This is a genomic window from Paramicrobacterium fandaimingii, assembly GCF_011751745.2.
GTDB classification, from domain to species: domain Bacteria; phylum Actinomycetota; class Actinomycetes; order Actinomycetales; family Microbacteriaceae; genus Paramicrobacterium; species Paramicrobacterium fandaimingii.
The window spans coordinates 3,507,659-3,524,437 of the sequence record NZ_CP061170.1 but is presented as its reverse complement, the minus strand read 5'-3'; the positions used below and the strand labels follow the sequence as shown (position 1 = coordinate 3,524,437).

The 16,779-nt window shown below is 64.8% G+C and carries 15 protein-coding genes; 8 read left to right on the top strand and 7 right to left on the bottom strand.

What is annotated here, in order from left to right; all coding sequences use genetic code 11:
* Positions 1 to 60: 60 nt before the first annotated feature.
* Entirely contained in the window at positions 61 to 642 is a 582-nt protein-coding gene (locus HCR84_RS17015; RefSeq protein ID WP_166983191.1) for a TetR/AcrR family transcriptional regulator, read from the bottom strand.
* Between the two features lie 235 nt (positions 643 to 877).
* On the opposite strand from HCR84_RS17015, the gene HCR84_RS17010 reads away from it, so the two are divergent.
* Positions 878 to 2,290, top strand: a complete 1,413-nt coding sequence (locus tag HCR84_RS17010; protein WP_166983192.1) for an MDR family MFS transporter — start codon at positions 878 to 880, stop codon at positions 2,288 to 2,290.
* Positions 2,291 to 2,317: 27 nt separating this feature from the next.
* On the opposite strand, the gene HCR84_RS17005 is transcribed toward HCR84_RS17010, so the two are convergent.
* Positions 2,318 to 4,309, bottom strand: a complete 1,992-nt coding sequence (locus tag HCR84_RS17005; RefSeq protein WP_166983193.1) for a primary-amine oxidase — start codon at positions 4,307 to 4,309, stop codon at positions 2,318 to 2,320.
* Positions 4,310 to 4,513: 204 nt separating this feature from the next.
* Here HCR84_RS17005 and HCR84_RS17000 point away from each other — a divergent pair, with 204 nt between their 5' ends.
* From HCR84_RS17000 to HCR84_RS16975, 6 genes are all read left to right on the top strand, one after another.
* Positions 4,514 to 6,004 carry an APC family permease gene (locus HCR84_RS17000; protein ID WP_235940758.1) on the top strand — a complete coding sequence of 497 codons (1,491 nt, stop codon included), beginning with the start codon at positions 4,514 to 4,516 and terminating at the stop codon, positions 6,002 to 6,004.
* Between the two features lie 183 nt (positions 6,005 to 6,187).
* Positions 6,188 to 7,087: a VOC family protein gene (locus tag HCR84_RS16995; protein ID WP_166983194.1), complete on the top strand. Its 900-nt coding sequence runs from the start codon at positions 6,188 to 6,190 to the stop codon at positions 7,085 to 7,087.
* A gap of 166 nt (positions 7,088 to 7,253) precedes the next feature.
* Positions 7,254 to 8,003 (top strand): L-ribulose-5-phosphate 4-epimerase, encoded by a 750-nt coding sequence (locus HCR84_RS16990; RefSeq protein ID WP_166983195.1) that lies wholly within the window; start codon positions 7,254 to 7,256, stop codon positions 8,001 to 8,003.
* A gap of 3 nt (positions 8,004 to 8,006) precedes the next feature.
* Positions 8,007 to 9,515, top strand: coding sequence for an L-arabinose isomerase (araA, locus tag HCR84_RS16985; RefSeq protein WP_166983196.1), 1,509 nt, complete (start codon positions 8,007 to 8,009; stop codon positions 9,513 to 9,515).
* Between the two features lie 34 nt (positions 9,516 to 9,549).
* Entirely contained in the window at positions 9,550 to 11,181 is a 1,632-nt protein-coding gene (locus tag HCR84_RS16980) for a xylulokinase (RefSeq protein ID WP_166983197.1), read from the top strand.
* A 186-nt stretch (positions 11,182 to 11,367) separates the two neighbouring features.
* Positions 11,368 to 11,595, top strand: coding sequence for a GNAT family N-acetyltransferase (locus HCR84_RS16975; RefSeq protein ID WP_166983198.1), 228 nt, complete (start codon positions 11,368 to 11,370; stop codon positions 11,593 to 11,595).
* Positions 11,596 to 11,607: 12 nt separating this feature from the next.
* On the opposite strand, the gene HCR84_RS16970 is transcribed toward HCR84_RS16975, so the two are convergent.
* The 5 genes from HCR84_RS16970 to HCR84_RS16950 form a co-directional block, all read right to left on the bottom strand.
* Positions 11,608 to 12,216, bottom strand: a complete 609-nt coding sequence (locus HCR84_RS16970) for an NAD(P)H-dependent oxidoreductase (protein ID WP_166983199.1) — start codon at positions 12,214 to 12,216, stop codon at positions 11,608 to 11,610.
* Complete coding sequence (locus tag HCR84_RS16965) at positions 12,213 to 13,274, bottom strand: LLM class flavin-dependent oxidoreductase (RefSeq protein WP_166983200.1); 1,062 nt, start codon at positions 13,272 to 13,274, stop codon at positions 12,213 to 12,215. The genes HCR84_RS16970 and HCR84_RS16965 overlap by 4 nt, the downstream gene beginning before the upstream one ends.
* A 15-nt stretch (positions 13,275 to 13,289) precedes the next feature.
* A complete protein-coding gene (locus tag HCR84_RS16960; RefSeq protein WP_166983201.1) occupies positions 13,290 to 13,688 on the bottom strand; it encodes a winged helix-turn-helix transcriptional regulator in 399 nt (132 codons plus the stop codon).
* Positions 13,689 to 13,811: 123 nt separating this feature from the next.
* Positions 13,812 to 14,819, bottom strand: coding sequence for an AraC-like ligand-binding domain-containing protein (locus tag HCR84_RS16955; RefSeq protein ID WP_166983202.1), 1,008 nt, complete (start codon positions 14,817 to 14,819; stop codon positions 13,812 to 13,814).
* 123 nt (positions 14,820 to 14,942) lie between these two features.
* On the bottom strand, positions 14,943 to 16,352 hold the full coding sequence (locus tag HCR84_RS16950; RefSeq protein ID WP_166983203.1) for an aldehyde dehydrogenase family protein: 1,410 nt from the start codon (positions 16,350 to 16,352) through the stop codon (positions 14,943 to 14,945).
* A gap of 141 nt (positions 16,353 to 16,493) precedes the next feature.
* Here HCR84_RS16950 and HCR84_RS16945 point away from each other — a divergent pair, with 141 nt between their 5' ends.
* Positions 16,494 to 16,772: a hypothetical protein gene (locus HCR84_RS16945; RefSeq protein WP_166983204.1), complete on the top strand. Its 279-nt coding sequence runs from the start codon at positions 16,494 to 16,496 to the stop codon at positions 16,770 to 16,772.
* The last annotated feature ends 7 nt before the right edge of the window (positions 16,773 to 16,779 follow it).

Here is a 16,779-nt window from a genome sequence, read left to right as displayed (position 1 = left end):
GCGAGATCGGCGACGGTGAGAATCGGTACAGCGCGCGTGAGATCCATGGTGCGAGGCTCGTCAGGTGCTCTGACGCTTGTCGATCGCGCTGCGGAGCATGGCACGCAGGCGCTCAAGCGACGCACGGCTTGTGTCCGTGTGCCCCAAAGCGGTCTGCTGAAAGACAATGCCGTCGAGTGACGCCCACACGAGGTCTGTGAGGGCTTCGTCGTTGAGGCCGAAATGGTGCAGTTGGGTGTGGATCGCCGCACGGTACTGCGCGTGATAGGCCTCGATCTCGGGGACAAGCTCGGGGTTGCGTCGCGACTCCAGAACGAGTTCGTATTGAAACGCCTGCACCGCGGCATCCTTCTCCACCAACTCGGCGAGGCCTTCGGCGAACTCGGCGACCGTGTCGACAGGAGGGTAGAACGACGACAGCGCAAGGCTCTCGGTCGCGGCGAAGCGCAGAGCCTCGTGCAGCAGATTCTCGATGCTGCCGAAGTGGTGCACGACGAGACCGTGCGCAACCCCGGCCTCGGCCGCAACGCTGCGGTAGGTCAGTCGGCGAAGCCCTCCGGCCGCAACGGCGCGAATCGCCGCACGGATCAGCGCCTCTTTGCCCGTGCCGTAATCGGTGCGCCCGTTCTTCGCATCACTCATGAGCGCTCGATTCGCTGAGCTCGGCACGCGCGAACGACGATTCAGGATGCATGGGAACGACGTTACCCGCTCGATTTTCATAGCTCAGCAATGGGCGTACAATGGCAAGCTCGCCGTCATGAACGACGCCGCCACTCTGCCTGTGGCTCGGGGCCGCATGTGCCCGCATTCCCTTCGCGCGTTGAGACCAGGGACGATCATGTCGACGCCAGAACGAACACCCTAGAGGAGCTGCATGGCCGAAGAGAGTACGTCGAAACCTGTCAATCGGAACGTCGTTCTTGCCGTCCTGCTCTCGGGCGCGTTCGTCGCGATTCTGAACCAGACACTGCTCGCGACGGCCCTCCCGGTCTTCATGAAAGACCTCGACGTCACGGCAAACACTGTGCAGTGGCTGACAACGATCTTCATGCTCGTCAACGGCATCATGATCCCCATCACCGCGTTCCTGATCCAGCGTTTCACGACGCGGGGGCTGTTCTTGACGGCGATGGGGCTGTTCACCATCGGCACCCTCGTGTGCGCCCTTGCCGTGAACTTCCCGGTGCTGCTCGTTGGACGCGTCGTTCAGGCTGCGGGAGCCGGCATCATCATGCCGCTCATGCAGACGATCCTCTTCGCAATCTTCCCCCGCGAAAAGCGTGGCACAGCGATGGGTACCTTCGGGCTCGTCATCTCGTTCGCCCCGGCGCTCGGCCCGAGCCTCTCCGGCTGGATCATCGACCGCTTCCCCTGGCGCACCCTCTTCGACATGATGCTGCCGATCGCGATCATCGACATCATCGTCGCCTTCTTCATTCTCAGAAACGTCACTGAGCGCACGTTCCCGAAGCTCGATGTGCTCTCGATCATCCTCTCGACCGTCGGCTTCGGCGGACTGCTGTTTGGCTTTAGCGCGGCAGGGGCGGCAGGTTGGGCGAGCCCGCGCGTCATCATCACCCTCGCGGTCGGCGTGATTTCGCTCGTGGTGTTCATTCTGCGCCAGCTCAAACTCGAGCAGCCCATTCTCGAATTCCGGGTGTTCAAATACCCGATGTTCACCCTCAACACGGCGATCGGAATGGCCGTGTTCATGGTAATGATCGGCGGCGCGACGATTCTGCCCCTCTACATGCAGAACATGCTCGGCTTCTCTGCCCTCGATTCTGGGCTCGCTCTGCTTCCCGGCGCTCTCGTCATGGGCATTGCATCGCCGTTCACAGGCCGCATCTTCGACTTGTTCGGCGCGCGTTGGCTGGCGGTGATCGGCCTGACGATCGTCACGGTTACCACAGTGATGTTCGGCTTCTTGACCACGGATACCTCGTTCGCCTTCATCGCCATTGTGAACGCGGTCCGGATGCTGGGAACGGCGATGGTCATGATGCCGGTGACGACGGCGGCGCTCAACGAGCTCACGCCGCAGCTGATTCCGCACGGCACAGCGATGAACAACACAATGCGGCAGATCTCCGGATCCATCGGAACGGCCGTGCTGATCACGATTATGACCAGCACGGCGCTCGACCCGAAGGAGTTCGGAGTTGAGGGGCTGATTCACGGGGTGAACGTGTCGTTCATCGTCGCGGGCTGCCTCGGCGTCGCCTCGATCATCATGGCTCCGTTCATTCGGGACTACCGTCGTGAGACGCGCCCGGGCAAGGCGTAGCGTCGACATTTCACCGTGTGAGCGGCGTCAGTGCGCGCAGGTACACGCACCCGTGCCGTGATCTGAGCACGAGCAGGATGCTGCGGCGCCATCGGGCAGGTCGAGGGCCGGGTTCTCGTCGAAGAACCCGAACGGCTTGAACAGAAAGCCCGAGTAGTCGACGGGCATGACGGGAAAGTCTTCGGGCCGCGGCAGGTGCGTCGGGCCGAACGTGTGCCAGAGCACGATGTCGGTGCCGTCGATCGGGCGGTCGCCTGCCGTGTACGTGGGAAGCCCGGCCTCGCCCGCGTGCTGGTTCGGATACTGCCCTGCGGGCCACAGCTGATCGTCTTTGTACACCGACGTCCACAGGTGCTTTGTCGCAAAGGCAGCTCGCGAGCTCACCGTGGCTTCGGGCTGCGCGAGCAGAGTCGGCTGGCCCTGGGGAAGCAGGTGGTACGCGGTTGGCTGCCCCATGCGGTTTGTTCGCTCGGTGCTGCGCACGTGCCAGCTTCGCGCTGCAGCGGGGTTCGCCATGCGCGCACCTTCGTTCTCTGTGCGCAGCCGTGTGCGGGTGAAGGTGAAGGCGTTGCCGCGCGGATTGTCAGGGCCGATCGGCATGCCGACAGCATCCACCTCGTCGACGGCGTTGCGCTCGCCGTCGATCGCCACATCGAGCCGCGCACAGAAGAGGTGCTGGTGCACAGGGGCGAAGAGGCCCGGCGCGATCTCGAGCGCGTGCGGACTGTGCTCGCCCGGAACGCCGGCTCCGTTGAAGACGATGCCCGTCGCCTTCGCCTCCACCTGAATGGTGCCGTCGAGGTAGAAGTACCAGAAAAAGCCGTAGTCGTAGTTTCCCACCGTGGAGAAGTACGACACGACAAGCCGCCGAGAGCGGCGAACGTCGGCATTGCCGTCGAGGTCCGTGTGCTTCCAGAGCACCCCGTAGTCCTCCTCGTGCATGCAGATCACCTGCGGAATCGTCTGCGCATGCCCGTTGTCATCGGCGACGACGCCGTCGAAGTAGTGGATGACGCCGAGACAGTCGCAGCCGAGCGAAAGCGGGTTGGCGTTTTTGCCCAGCAGGTACTCGCCCGCGTCGAAGTAGCTGATCCAGAAGCGGTTCGGTGAGGTGTCGCCGTAGGGAACGACCATCTCGGGCACGGACGCACGGTAGAGAACGGAGCGATCTTCGTCGCCGTCGCGAAAGGCGACCTGGTTCAGCACAAGGCCCTCGCGAGCGTTGAATCCGATGCGAAACGACCAGTTCTCCCACCGCACGTACGATCCGTCGACGGAGAAGCTCGGGCCCTCTGGCTGCGTGATGTCGATGGGCTTGAGGCTTGTGCGAGCGGGACCGACGCGCGTCGGGCCGTAGTTTCCGTCGATTTCGGGAGTGGGAACGTCGCCTTCATCGTGCACGCGAACGACCTCGCCGCTTGTCAGGTCGATCGTCACGACAAGGCCCTCGACCGGGTGCGACCAGGGGCTGTCGCTCTCATCAGCGCGCAGAAAGGTGAGTGAGCGGATGATGCGCCGACCGATCTCGTCTTCGAACCCGAAGTAGCCGGGCGCAAGGGGCGCGCAGAATGCGGCATCCGCGTCGGTCACTCCGCGGCGGGCCATCGCCTCTCGCCACTGGGCATTCTGCTTCACGATCGCGTCGACGCGCTCGTACTCCTCAAAGAGATACGGCGGCTGACCGTACGGAGCGTCGGTCGTCTCGAGCGGAACGTCGCTCGTGACGGCATCCTGTGTCACCGACACGATCACCTCGCGCGAGGCGCCGGTTGCCGTGTCAAGAAGCGTGTACAGAATGCTGCGGTCGAACGCGCGCCCCGGCTTCCACGCAAGCACCGTGGCCTTGCGGGGTTCGACGGGTAGAACGCTGGGAAAACGGATGCTGTCGCCGAGAAGCCCCGCACGCTGGAGCACAGCGCGCCCCGCGTCGAGCTCGGCGGCCGTGAGTGGATCGAGAGGGTGTGACGGGGTTGTGACCCGCGTGACTCTTGTGCCGTGGGTGTGCGTGGCGTCAGGCATCGGAATCTCCTTTGAATCAGCAACCGGCGCGAATCTATCCAGGTGTGCAATTCCAGCTTGCGCACGGGTGCGCGCGAAAGCAAGAGTGGTCGCGGTGCCGTGCGCCCTGGGTCAATGCCCGTGCATCCTGGGTCTACACGCGGCGTGGCGACGCTGGGACGATGATGCATAACGTCCCCTGCCCGCCCCAGGAAAGGAACTCCCATGTCTCGCAACGTCGCGGTGACGAATACCGTCAACAGGCGCCGGCTCGGCGTGCCGGCCATCACCCTCATGATCATCGCCGCATCCGCCCCATTGACGGTTGTCGCGGGCGGTGCCACCACCGCGTTCTCCGTCACGGGGTCGATCGCCGTTCCCATCGGCTACATCGTGCTGGCCATTGCCCTCGGAATCTTCGCGATCGGGTACGCGGCAATGAGCAGGCACATCACCAACGCCGGCGCCTTCTACGCGTATGCCGCTCAGGGCCTCGGCCGACCGATGGGCGTCGGCGTCTCGATCGTCGCGCTCGTCGCCTACAACTGCATGCAGATCGGCATCTACGGCATGCTCGGCTTTCAGGTGTCGGACTTCGTCGCGGCAAAGACCGGCTTTGAGATTCCGTGGTGGGTCGTCGTCATCGTGTTCATCGTGATCGTCGGGTGGATGGGCGTGAATCGCATCGACCTTTCGGCCAAGGTTCTCGGTGTGCTTGTCGCGCTCGAATTTCTCGTCGTGATCGTGTTCGACGTCGTGGCGTTCGCCAACCCCGCCGAGTCGTTCACGGCGCAGCCGATCTCGCCTGCCGAAATCTTCACGCCAGGCATCGGCGCGGTGCTGGCCTTCGGCATCGCCGCGTTCATGGGCTTTGAGCAGGCGGCGATCTATGGCGAAGAGGCGAAGGATCCTCGGCGCACCGTCGCCCGCGCGACGTTCACGGCCGTCGGCATCATCGGCGTCTTCTACGCGCTCTCGTCGTGGGCCCTCTCCCTCGCCATCGGAACAGAGAAGATCGCGGGCGGGGGCATCACTCCGGAGGAGGCCGGCCCGCCGCTGTTCTTCGGCTTTGCCGCCGAGCACATGGGAGTGATCGTCGTCGACATCATGTCTGTGCTGTTCATCACAAGCGTGTTCGCCGCGGTCATGAGCTTTCACAACGCCGTTGCGCGTTACATCTTCTCGCTCGGCCGCGAAAGCCTGCTGCCGCGAGGCCTCGGCCGCGTCACACGCAGCGGCGCCCCGTGGGCTGGCTCGGTGACGCAGTCGGTGCTGGCGCTCGTCGTCATCATCGCCTTCGCCATCGGCGGCATCGGCTCGGAGTATGGCCCGCTGTACCCGGTGATCACGCTCTTCACCTGGCTGACGAACACCGGAGCGATGGGGCTTGTGCTGCTCATGGCGATCATCGCGCTGTCTGTGATCGGTTACTTCCGCCGCAATCCAAACAGCACGACGGCGTGGACGCGCCTGATCAGCCCGATCATCGCGTTCCTCTTCCTCGCCACCGTCTACGTTCTGATCGTCGCGAACTTCAACGTGCTCATGGATCAGCCGGAGACGAACGCGCTCACGTTCGTTCTGCCGCTGGTCATCGTCGTGCCCGGCATCATCGGTGTCATCTGGGGAGCTGCGCTCAAAGGCACGAAGCCCCACGTGTATGAGCAGATCGGCCGCGGTGCTCCCGACCCGGATGATGTCGAGGTGTCGGCCTGAGGCGTCCGGCCCCGCAAAGGTGCGAATTACGGACATGGTGCATCGGCATTCCGATGCACCATGTCCGTATATCGGTTAACTGTCCCCCGCAGTGCCTGAGGCTCTTCACTTGAGGGCGATGCCGGGTGATACTTGTCGAGAAGCGGGCGGTGGTGCTCGCTTCTCGACACTGCAGGAGGGACCATGCAGAAGATCATTTCCAACATCTGGTGCAACGGTGACGCGGAAGCGGCTGGGAACTTCTACGCGTCGGTGTTCGCCGGTGCGTCGTCGCACGTGGAGTCGAGTTATCCGTCTGAGGGGCTCGCCGACTTTCAGCGCGCGATGGCCGGAAAGGCGCTCACCGTGAGCGTTGACATCGGGGGCACGGCATTCACGCTTATCAACGCGGGTGACGAGTTTCGCCCGAATCCGTCGATTTCGTTCTTCGTCAATATTGACCCGCTGCAGTTTGACGACGAGACCGCAGCTCGTGCCCACCTGGATGCCATGTGGCGCGACCTGTCCTCGGGCGGGCGTGAGCTGATGTCTCTGGGGGAGTATCCCTTCAGCAAACACTACGGCTGGGTCGAAGATCGGTACGGAGTCAGTTGGCAGCTCATTCTGACAGATCCGGACGGCGCTTCGCGACCGTACATCGTGCCGTCTTTGATGTTCGCCGGCCCGGTGCAGAACCGCGCGAACGAGGCTATTGACTTCTATGTGAACCTCTTTGACGATGCCGAAGCGGGCAGCAGATTTCCGTATGACGAGCAGACCGGGCCAGCGGCGGCGAAGGCGCTGGCGTTCGGCGATTTTCGGATCGGCGACCAGTGGTTTGCGGTCATGGATTCCGGCGTGGAGCAGGACTTCTCGTTCACGAACGGGGTCTCTCTCGAGGTGCTCTGTGTCGATCAGGCCGAGATCGATCGGCTATGGGATGCGCTCAGCGCGGAGCCTGAGGCAGAGCAGTGCGGGTGGCTTGTTGATCAATTCGGCGTGAGTTGGCAGATCGTTCCGCAGAACATGGGGGAACTCATGCAGCGGCCGCAGGCGTTTGAGCACATGATGGCGATGAAGAAGCTGGTCATCGACGACTTCTGAGGCGCGTTGACCCGGTGAGACGTCGACGACGTCACATCGATATGTTACCGTTCACATTGACCTCAATGGATGCCGCGGGCGACGAACGCTGGCCTGCGGCATCCGTCACATGCTCGGTCAGGCTTGTCTTCGCACACCGCGTCATCGAATTCAAAGGAGTCTTGAGATGGCCATCGTTCTCGATCAGCTCTCTCCCGGCGTTCAGGATGCTGTCGCCCAAACACGCCAGCGCGTCAGCGATCTGCACTCCGAGCTTCCCCGTAACCAGCTCGTCGTCTGGACGGCAGGCAACGTGTCTGAGCGCGTGCCTGGCGAGGACCTCTTCGTGATCAAGCCGTCCGGGGTGTCCTATGACGAGCTGTCGCCCGCGGTGATGGTGGTCTGCACGCTCGACGGCGAGAAGATCGACGACGGCACGCCCGCACATCTCACGCCCTCGTCAGACACCGCCGCACACGCATACGTCTACCGGCATATGAGCGAGATCGGCGGCGTCGTGCACACGCACTCGACGTACGCGACGGCGTGGGCGGCGCGCGGCGAAGAGATTCCGTGTGTGCTCACGATGATGGGCGACGAGTTCGGCGGGCCGATTCCCATTGGGCCCTTTGCCGTCATCGGCGATGACTCGATCGGCCGCGGCATCGTCGAGACCCTGCGGAACTCGCGATCTCGCGCTGTGCTCATGCAGAACCACGGCCCGTTCACGATCGGAAAAGACGCGAGAGATGCCGTGAAGGCCGCCGTCATGTGCGAAGAGGTGGCGCACACAGTGCACATCGCCCGCCAACTCGGCGATCCGATCGCAATTCCGCAGCCGATCATCGACTCGCTCTTCGACCGGTACCAGAACGTCTATGGGCAGGGCGGGTCGTCTGCCGCTGCCGGCAGCCCATCATCGCCACAGGAGGCATGAGAAATGACCAACCCCTTCGAATCCCGTGAGATCTGGTTTCTGACCGGCAGCCAGGGACTCTACGGCCCGGAGACCCTTGACCAGGTGGCGGAGCAGTCGCGACAGGTCGCCTCGCTGCTCGACGACGCAGACAGCATCCCCGTGAAAGTCGTGTGGAAGCCGGTGCTCACCGACCGCGACGCGATTCGCCGCACGGCGCTCGAGGCAAATTCCGATGACGCGTGCGTCGGAGTTGTCGTGTGGATGCACACGTTCTCTCCGGCGAAGATGTGGATTCTCGGTCTCGACGCGCTGCGCAAGCCGCTTCTTCACCTGCACACCCAAGCGAACGTCGAGTTGCCGTGGAGCACTATCGACATGGACTTCATGAACCTCAACCAGGCGGCGCACGGTGACCGCGAGTTCGCGTACATGGCAACGCGCCTCGGCGTCGCCCGCACAACGGTCGTCGGCCACGCGTCGAGCGACGTCGTGCGCGACCGCGTGGGGCGCTGGGCGCGCGCGGCGACGGGCTGGGCCGAGCTGCATACCCTCAAGCTGGCGCGGTTCGGCGACAACATGCGAAACGTCGCCGTGACCGAGGGTGACAAGACCGAGGCGGAGCTGCGGCTCGGCGTCTCGGTAAACACGTGGGGAGTGAACGATCTCGTCGCCGTGGTCGACGGAATCGGTGAGGATGCTGTCGACGCACTCGTTGCCGAGTACGAAGACCTCTACCACGTCGCACCGGAGCTGCGCGCAGGCGGCGAGCGCCACGAATCGCTGCGCTACGGGGCGCGTCAAGAGCTCGGGCTGCGCTCATTCCTCGAGCAGGGTGGCTTCGGCGCGTTCACGACAAACTTCGAAGATCTCGGCGGGCTGCGTCAGCTGCCTGGGCTCGCCGTTCAGCGGCTGATGGCCGAGGGCTACGGCTTCGGAGCCGAAGGCGACTGGAAGACGGCGATTCTCGTGCGGCTCGCCAAGGTGATGGGTCACGGGCTTCCGGGCGGCGCATCGCTCATGGAGGACTACACCTATGAGCTCACACCGGGCAAAGAGAAGATCCTCGGCGCGCACATGCTCGAGGTCTGCCCCTCGCTCACCACGGCGAAGCCGAGTCTCGAGGTGCATCCCCTCGGCATCGGCGACCGCGAAGACCCCGTGCGGCTGCGCTTCACTGCCGACCCCGGTGCCGGCGTCGTCGTCTCGATGTCTGACATGCGAGAGCGGTTTCGCCTTGTGGCGAACGTCGTCGACGTCGTCGAACCAGACGCCGAGCTGCCGAAGCTTCCGGTTGCCTGTGCGGTCTGGGAGCCGAAGCCGAGCTTTGCCAAATCGGCATCCTGCTGGCTCACCGCCGGAGGCGCGCACCACACGGTCATGACGACGGCCCTTCACCTCGAGGTGTTCGAGGATTTCGCCGAGATCGCGCAGATGGAGCTCGCCGTCATCGACGACGACACGACGACCCGCGGCTTCACGAACGAGCTGCGGCTCGGGCAGGTCTACTACCGCATGGCCCAGGGCCTCTGAGGCCGGCCCGCATCGCTGAGGCAGGGAACACACAATGAACACGTCACCCACGGCGCCGGCAACCGGCGTCGACGCCATTCTGCAGGGCCGAGCGAGCCTCGGAATCGAACTCGGATCGACGCGCATCAAGGCCTGCCTCGTCGACGAGGCGGGGGCGCAGCTGGCAGCTGGCACGCACACGTGGGAGAACGAGCTCGTCGACGACAACTGGACGTATTCGCTCGACGCCGTGTGGCAGGGTCTGCGCGCGTGCATCGCCGACCTGCACGCCACCGTGCGCGATGTCGCGAACACCGAAGTGACGTCGGTTGCAGGCCTCGGCGTCTCGGCGATGATGCACGGCTATCTCGCCTTCGACAGCGACGGCGAGCAGCTCGTGCCGTTTCGCACCTGGCGCAATACCTACACGACGGATGCCGCGGCGCAGCTGACCTCTGCGTTCGCCCAGAACATTCCGCTGCGCTGGAGTGTTTCACACCTGCTGCACGCCGTGCTCGGCGGGGAAGAGCATGTGGAGCGCATCGATCAGCTGACCACTTTGGCCGGTTACGTGCATTGGAAACTCAGCGGTCGACGCGTGCTCGGGGTCGGCGATGCAAGCGGAGTCTTTCCGATCGACGACGCGACGCACGACTATGACCGCGCGAAGCTCGAGGCGTTCGGAGCGCTTGAGGCCGTCGCCGACGTTTCGTGGTCGCTCGCCAGCATCCTGCCTGATGTGCTCGTCGCGGGTCAGGATGCTGGTGAGCTCACCGCCGAGGGGGCGGCCCTCCTCGACCCGACGGGCACACTGCAGCCGGGTGCCGTGATGGCGCCGCCGGAGGGCGATGCGGGAACCGGTATGGTCGCGACGAACAGCGTGCGGCCGCGCACGGGCAACGTCAGCGCGGGAACGAGCGCGTTCGCGATGGTCGTGCTTGAAAAGAAGCTGGGCGGCGTGCGCGAGGAGATCGATCTTGTCACGACGCCCTCTGGCGAGCCCGTGGCGATGATCCACACGAACAACTGCACGGGCGACCTCGACGCGTGGCTGCAGATGTTCACCGAGTTCGCTGGCCTCCTCGGCGCCGACATCGACCAGACTGAGCTGTATCGGCTGCTGTATTCGCACGCGCTGACCGGTGACGCTGACGGTGGGGGACTTCTCGCTTACAACTACCTCTCTGGCGAGCATCAGACGGGCGTCGAATCGGGGCGTCCGCTGTTCGTGCGCAGTCAGAACGCGAACTTCACTCTCGCGAATCTCATGCGCACGCACCTCTATTCGGCGTTCGGCGCGCTCGCGACGGGAATGCAGGTGCTCTTGCGTGACGAGAAGGTGGCGCTCGACGAGCTGTTCGGCCACGGCGGCATCTTCCGCACCGCGGGCGTTGCGCAGCAGGTGCTCGCGGATGCCCTCGAGACCCCGGTCTCCGTGAGCAACGCGGCGGGCGAAGGTGGCGCGTGGGGAATGGCGATCCTCGCTGCATTCGCGGCGCGGCAAGCGTCAGCATCCGGTGATTCTGGTCTTTCACTCGCCGACTATCTCTCCGATGTTGTCTTCACCGACACCGAACTCGTGACGGCGACCCCCGACCCCGAGGGTGCGCGCGGCTACGCCGACTGGCTGGAGCATTACCGAATCGGCCTGCCGGTGGAGCGGCTTGCGGGGGAAACTCTGCTTTAACTGCCCGGCGCGGTACCGTGCGTGACCGACCGTGCACATTCGGGCTATGGGTTGTGTCCGTCCACAGGTGAGGGTCGAGTTGTCGCATATTACGCCCTTGCCGCACACCTCGTTCAACGTGAAGCGATCCCCCATCGAATAGGGCGGGGAGGACCCGATGAGATCCCGGCCGTTCTCCTGGCGCGCTTGGCGCTCGACGTGCATCTGCGTGGTTCCGGCCTTGGGGCGGTGCTTGTCGCCGATGCTCTCGATCGCGTTGTCACCGCGACCAAGGTGGTCGCTGCTCGTCTCGTCGTTGTCGACGCTCTTGTCGAACCTGTTGCGCAGTTTTACGAGCAACTCGGTTTTCGCAGAATTCCAGGGAGCCTCAGGCTCGTGCAGAAGGTCGCCGACATCGAGGCGGCGCTGGAGTGACGACTCGGTCTGCTATCGCTTCGCGCTGAACCCCGGGATCGGTGCCGCGGCGGCGGGAGAGGAATCCGGTGCCGCAGCATCCGCAAGCGTTCTCAACTGCGGCAGAATGTCGCCGATGCCGATCTCGATGCGCGAGTACACCTCGTTGTTGAGCACGAGCGTTCCGTCGAAGTCTCCGGAGTTCGCATAGAAGCCGACGGGCGCAGTTGCTGCTTGGAAGAACCCGAAGAGCGGACGCAGCGCGTGCTCGATCATCAGAGCGTGCCTGTCACTGCCGCCCGTGGCGACGAGAATCACCGGCTTGTTTGCGAGGGCGTACTGATCGACGAGGTCGAACAGGTGCTTGAACATGCCGGGATACGTGGCGCGAAAGACGGGTGCCGCGGCGATGAGCACGTCGGCGGTTTCGACGCGGCGCAGGCCTTCTTCGACATCCGAGGTCACGTCTTCGCGTGTGATCGCACCGGTGAAACCCGATCCGAGTCGATACACATCGACCGAACTGGTCCGAATATCCAGCTTGTTGCCGAGCGATGTGGTCACGAGACCCGCGAGCCCCATGGTCTTCGATCGTTCGGTGGGGCTGCCGTTGACGATCACGACATCAAGTCGGCGCGTCATGCTGCGGCCTCCTCACGCGACGCGATCTCGCGCCGCACGACGGGGGCGACCTCAGTGCCGAGAAGCTCGATCGCCTGCAGATGTTCCTTCTGCGGTACGCCGCCGAAGCCCATCTGCGCGATCGCCCGCGAGATGCCGTACACCTCGTAGTAGGTCATGATCTTGTCGATGATTTCTTGCACGCTGCCGACGAGCAGCACGCCGGGCTCTGTTGCCTGGGCGTCGAACGCGGGGCGGGGAATGTCGAAGCCTTCACCGCGCTGGTGGTTGTTCTCGCGCATGCCGCGGGCGAAGTACGGGTACATCGTGTCGCGGGCGCCCTGGCTCGTCGTGCCGACGTAGCCGTGAGCGTTGATGCTGGTGCGCAGAGAGTCCTCGCTGTGTCCAGCCGCCGCCGCTGCCTGGTGGTAAAGAGCTGCCGGTCGCTGCATCTGCGTGATCGGACCGAGCAGTAGGGCGAGTGCGATGGGGAGGCCGAGCTGCCCTGTCCGCACTGCCGATGCCGGCGTGCCGCCGACCCCGACCCAGATGGGCAGGTCTCCGACCGGACGCGGCGTGACGTCTGCGTTCACGAGGGGTGCGCGGTGCATGCCGCCCTCCCACGTGACGGGGTTCTTCGCGCGGATGGCCAGAAGAGCGTCGAGCTTCTCTCGGAAGAGGTCGGCGTAGTCGGCGAGGTCATAGCCGAACAGCGGGAACGACTCTGTGTACGAGCCGCGCCCCGCGATGATCTCGGCGCGACCGCCGGAGAGCAGGTCGAGGGTTGCGAAGTTCTCGAACACGCGCACGGGGTCGTCAGAGCTCAAGACGGTCACACCGCTTGTCAGTTTGATGGTTGACGTCTGGGTCGCGGCGGCAGCGAGCACCATGTGCGGAGCAGACGCGACGAAGTCTGTGCGATGGTGCTCGCCGACTCCGAAGACGTCGATGCCCGCCTGCTCGGCAACGCGCGCCTGCTCCAGGGTCTGCATCATGCGCTCGGACGGCGAGGGCAGCGCGCCCGTGGTGAGGTCGCTGGTGATCTCACCGAAGGTGAGGATGCCGATTTCGAAAGCCATGTCAGTTCTCTCCCGTCAGTTCTTCGCAGTGAGGTAGTCGTCGGTACGTGCTGGTGCGTCGGCAGTTGCGAAGTCCTGCCCCCAGCTCATGATGTCTTCGAGAATGGGCAGAAGCGCGAGGCCGGCAACCGTGAGCGTGTAGCGCACGCGCAGCGGGCGAGTCTCGATGACCGCTCGTTCGACAAGCCCGTCGGTCTCCAGCTCACGCAGTCGCTTGGCTAGCATCGTGTCGCCGATGTGCCCGACGAACCGGCTGATGTCGGCGAATCCTGTGCAGTCGCGGCCGATCGCCTCGATGATGATGCCCGTCCAGCGGCGGCCGATCACGTCCATTGCCGTGACGAACGAGGGACAGGCGCCTTCGACCGCCTCCTCCGCGGGAAGGGCCGGGCTCGAGGACGTTTGCTCAGTCATTTCTCGCTCCACTTTCTGTAGTCACTACAGATAGCAAAGCGAGATGTGCGATTATTCCCGCGGCTGAGAAGTCCGCGGATTCAGGGACAAGCGGGGGAGGAGCGGGTGATATCTGAAGAGAAACTAGGCCGCGTCGAGCACCCGGCGACGCAGTTCGCTCGGTGGGCAGCCAAAGCTCGCCTTGAATGCCCGGCTGAAGTGCGCCGCGTCGATGAAGCCCCAGCGGGCGGCCACCGCGGCGACCGGCATTGCCGCGAACGCAGGGTCGGTGAGATCGCGCCGGCAGTTCTCGAGGCGTCGCTGCCGCACCCACGTTGACACCGTCGTGCCCTGCTCGCTGAACAGGGCGTGCAGGTAGCGAAGCGACACGTGGTTCGCCACAGCAATGCTGTTCGGGTCGAGGGAGTTCGCCCCGAGATTCTCGTCGATGTAGCGCATAATCGCGCCCGTGAGCGCGGCCTTTGGCGACGCGGATGCGCTCGCCTGGAGTTCCGTCGCGTACAACGTTGTCGTGAGGTCGACAGCGGTGCGGGCAAGTCTGGCGCCCGCGTGCCCGCGCAGCAGGTCGAGGTTGCTCGCGAGGCCGGTGAGGAACGGCGCGATCACGCTCGTGAGCGGGGAGTCATGCGGCATGCGCACGGCGGTCATCTGCGAGAGAGCGTCGGGGGCGATGCCGAGCGTCTGTTCGTCGAACATGAGCACGAACGTGCTGAAGCTCCGATTGAACTCGAGAACGTACGGCCGCTCGGTCGAGTAGATGGCGATGTCGCCCGGGCGCAGCAACGCCTCGCGACCGTCTTGCACGAGCATCCCCGTGCCGCTCAGCTGCACGCTGAGTTTGACGTATGGGGCATCGCCACGCGCGATGAGCTCGGGGGTTCGCTCGACGGTGTGCGTTCCGGCTTCGACGATCGACGCGTGCACTCCGTCGCGAACGGCAGCGCTGAGCGTGCCACGGAACCCGCGGTGCGTCGGTGCCGTGACCCGCAGCGGAACGAACGACTCAGACACGGCGTGGCTGAACTCGGCGAAGTCGAGCGGCTGCGCCGGGAACGGCGCGCTCGGCTCCGCAGCCGGAAGCGCTGAGGGGGCAGCGCGTGGCGTGGGCGTCTGGGAGTTGGAGAGTGACACGGTGACCACCAATCGGGCACGGATCAGGCACCATCGCAAATAATCCGTTTGTGCAATTTTAGCCCAGTGTCCGCAGAAGTCCAAGGGTCGGGCACCGCGACCCGGCCCGTGCCTCCCCGTCGATCACCCGTTGATCACCTGCGGAACGCCGAGCGCCTTCAGGCCTTCGACGCCGAACTCGAGACCGTAGCCCGATTGTTTGACACCGCCGAACGGGATCATCGGGTGCACGCCGCCGTGCGAGTTGATCCACACGGTGCCCGCTTCGACCTGCGCGGCCACTTCACGCGCAGCATCCCTGTCACTCGACCATACGGATGCCCCGAGCCCGACATCGAGCCCGTTCGCCATCGCAATCGCTTCGCCGACGTCGCTGTAGCGGATGATCGGCAGCGCAGGCCCGAACTGCTCCTCCTGCACGAGCGCGTTGTCGTTGTCGACGTCGGCGACGAGCGTTGTCGGGTAGAAGTAGCCCGGCCCGTCAGCATCCGGATTTCCGCCCATCACCACGCGCGCCCCAGAGGCCCGTGCCTCCTCGACGAGCCGCGACACGATGTCGAACTGCGCCTTGTTCTGCAGCGGCCCGAGCACGTTGTTCTCGTCTGTTCCGATGCCCATGGGCATGGATGCCGCGACAGCGGCGAGCTCGTCGACAACGGCGTCGTACACGCTGTCGTGCACGTAGAGGCGCTTCATCGCGGCGCACGTCTGCCCGGTGTTGATGAACGCGCCCCAGAAGAGGTCTTGCGCGATCGCGGCGGGATCGACGTCGGGCAGCACGATGCCGGCGTCGTTGCCGCCGAGCTCGAGGGTCAGGCGCTTCACGGTGTCGGCCGAGCTGCGGATGATCGCCTTGCCCGTCGCCGTTGACCCGGTGAACATCACCTTGTCGATGTCGGGGTGGCTCGAGAGCCGCGCCCCGACATCGCGGTCGCCTGTGACGACCTGCAGAACGCCGCCTGGCAGCACCTCGTTCATCACCGTCACGAGTGCGAGAACGCTCAGCGGCGTGTATTCGCTCGGCTTCACGACAACGGTGTTTCCCATGCGCAGCGCGGGGGCGATCTGCCACACCGAGATCATCATCGGCCAGTTCCACGGACCAATTGCGCCGACGACGCCGATGGGGCGGTAGTGCAGCACCGCGTGGCTCTCGCCGTCGTCGATCACCGTCTGCGTGTCAAGGGGAGTGGATGCCGCGGCCCGCAGCCACCCCGATGCGCCGCCCACTTCGAAGCGGGCGTTCGGCCCGTTCAGGGGCTTGCCCTGCTCGCGGGTGAGCAGCTGCGCGAGGGCCTCGGCCGACGCGTCAATCGCGTCGGCGGCGGCAAGCATGAGTTCGCTGCGGGTGGAGTGCCCGAGCGCTGCCCAGTCAGATTGGGCGGATGCTGCTCGCTTCACTGCCGCATCGAGGTCGGCGACCGTGTGAATCGGTGCCTGCCCGACGACCTCGCTCGTTGCCGGGTCGGTGATGTCTCGGGTCGGGCCCGCCGAGGGCGTGATCTGAGCCAGAAGGCTGTCGAAGGTGTGCATTGTTCCTCCACGTCGAGTCTCGTTCTCTCAGGCTACGTGCGCCGCCAGCGGGCGAGTTGACGTGGCGAGCATGGTGCTTGCCCGTGGGCGCAGTTTTCGCAACCCCTGGCATTGGCGCGCACGTGTGGTCATGATGGAGAGATGAATACCGACAGTGGAAAGCACGCGGGCGATCGCGACGACGGGCTCGCGCACACATTCGACCAGACGAACGACCACGTTGACGGACTGCAGGGCGACGCAGATGACCCCGAGAAGGTGAACGAGCGGCTCGGCGAGGGCGAGGGTGACCCTCCGGTCATTGCCGCGCCCCCAACAGGCGGAACGCCGCAGGGGGTCGTGCCGCCCGTGCGCGCGCACCTGCCGGTCGAAGACGAAGACGAAGACGAAGAAGTCAAGGGCAACGACCCCGACGCCTGACCGAGAG